General features: G+C 52.1%; 3 protein-coding genes. All 3 read right to left on the reverse strand.

Annotated elements, in window-relative coordinates:
- Nucleotides 1-631 (reverse strand): NAD(P)H-dependent oxidoreductase subunit E (locus V6D20_15720; protein HEY9817229.1); only part of this gene is annotated, 631 nt, incomplete at its 3' end.
- A 102-nt stretch (nucleotides 632-733) separates the two neighbouring features.
- Nucleotides 734-1,273, reverse strand: coding sequence for a bidirectional hydrogenase complex protein HoxE (gene hoxE / locus V6D20_15725; GenBank protein ID HEY9817230.1), 540 nt, complete (start codon nucleotides 1,271-1,273; stop codon nucleotides 734-736).
- Between the two features lie 739 nt (nucleotides 1,274-2,012).
- Nucleotides 2,013-2,262 (reverse strand): thioredoxin domain-containing protein (locus V6D20_15730; protein HEY9817231.1); only part of this gene is annotated, 250 nt, incomplete at its 5' end.

Here is a 2,262-nt window from a genome sequence, read left to right on the forward strand (position 1 = left end):
CCAGCACACTGCGATCCATGAAGGCCCCCGGATCGCCCTCATCACCATTGCAGATCACATACTTTTGATCGCCGGGCATTTTGCCCACCGTCGCCCATTTGAGACCCGTGGGATAGCCGCCGCCGCCCCGGCCCCGAAGACCGCTGCGGGTAATTTCGTCTACGACGTCCGCTGGGGTAAGTTCATAGAGCGCCTTATAGAGCCCTTGATAGCCCCCCGCTGCAATGTAGTCCTCAATTCGCTCCGGATCCAGCTTGCCGCTGTGCTGCCGAACAATTTTCATCTGGCGCGAAAAGAAGGGATGGTGAACATCTCCTTGGATCGGCGTCGCCTCACCGCCGTGCAGCGCGTCAATAATGCTGCTGGCGGTTTCCGGTGTCACCTCTTCATAGAGCAGCTCCTCCGGATCCACCTGCACCAAGGGGCCACGGCCGCAAAAGCCCATACAGCCAACGCCCACCACCTCAACGCGATCGCCCAGATTGGCGTCCTCCACCGCGTTTTGCATATTGCGCATCACGTCCAGCGAATTAGCCGCCCGGCAGCCAGTGGAGGTGCAGCAATGCACTCGAACACTTCGCTGTCGCTGCTTTTCAGTCTCTGCAATCTCTAAGAGTTCTGCCCAGTCCATACTATCTCCTCTTATCTAGGGATGAACCGCATCGAAGGGTCAGCCGTTCATCTAAATCTCGCGATCGGGGAATCGGTACTGAAGTCGGTACTGAGTCGGTGTTTAACTCGACTGCCAAGCCCGGATTTTGGCGATCGCTGCCTCAGGTTCTACCTTGCCGGCAATGCTGCCATCAAACACCACCGCCGGGGCAATACCACAGGCTCCTAAGCAACGAGCCGCCATCAGCGATACTTGGTCATCCTCGGTGGTCGATCCCACTTCAATGCCCAGCTCCTTCTCCAAGGCCTCCACCACCTTGCCACCACCCTTCACATAGCAGGCGGTACCCATGCAAACGACGCAGGTGTGAGCCCCATTGGGCTTCAGGGAAAAGAGATGGTAAAACGTTGCCACGCCGTAGACGCGGCTGAGGGGTAGTTTTAGCCCACGGGCAATGTAGGTTAAGGTATCTTCTTCGAGGTATCCAAAGGCTTCCTGGGCAACGTGCAGCACCTCAATCAGCGCATCTGATCGATATTGGTTGCGCTTCATGGTGATGTCGATTTTCTTGAAGCGGCGATCGCCTTCAGCCTTAGGAGATTTGGACGTTCCCTGAACAGGTTTTGCATCTGGCACAGATTGAACCGACGTAGACGGCATAGTGGTCTCCTCTCGTGGCGGCAGGTGGGCCCGGTTCTTGGCCATTGAGCCTAGCAGGGCGTCAAGGGTCGAGAAGCAGGGACAGTTTTACCCACAGAAAAACGGCGTCAGCGATCGCAGGTCATCGATCATCGCAAAGGCAGCCAAGGTGATTGGATGCGCACCTCAGCCCGTGAGAAGGCGATCGCGAACAGTTCCGTTCACCCCATCACTATATCAATGGCGATCGCATCTCGAATCATTTTTATAGAATTAAAAAATGTTTCTATAGGATTGGACTCACTTCAGTAAATGTTTGTATAGATTTCGTTCAACTATCATTTAATCTCTCATAGATAAACCCAATGATGACTCTTGCAATCGACTAGTGTTTTCAGGCTTAACGTCCCTGATTTTCATGCTTTTAAGCCAATATGGCCAGGAAAAGTTTCTATCATAAACCTAAGGCTGCATCGTAAACTACCGCATCTCAAACAAGACTTCAAACGTTATGATTAGGATGATTTAAGACTACTAAGTGTCTCGAAGACCGCCTTGTTTTTTACAACTTATATGTTGTTTTTGTGGCTTTTTCCTATTAGTTGAATCCATCATTGATCAGCGGATGCATGATGATCTAGGTTCACCGACTACTGGGTGAATAGAGGCGGGACAAAAAAATGCCGGATGGATAGAACCAATCCGGCAAGCTATGGGCGATCGCTCTCTGTTGAACTAGGCTAGAGAGCGGCAATGTCAATCAACTCAGATACTTATCTAGAGCAGCAGCATAATCGTCATACTTTTTCGCGCCAACAATCGTTTCTGCCACCTCGCCCTGTTGGAAAAACATCACGGCAGGAATGCTGCGAATGCCATAGCGCTTGGCCACTTCTTTGTTGGCATCTAGGTCTAGCTTCAGCACCTTGGCGCGATCGCTATAGTCATCGGCCAATTGGTCAATCAAGGGGGCAATCATTTTGCAAGGCCCACACCAGGTCGCCGTGCAA

This window comes from Candidatus Obscuribacterales bacterium (genome assembly GCA_036703605.1).
In the GTDB taxonomy this organism is placed as follows: domain Bacteria; phylum Cyanobacteriota; class Cyanobacteriia; order RECH01; family RECH01; genus RECH01.

Excerpts from the sequence above, each read along its gene's own strand:
- hoxE (HEY9817230.1), bottom strand. The coding sequence starts at position 1,273 with ATGCCGTCTACGTCGGTTCAATCTGTGCCAGATGCAAAACCTGTTCAG.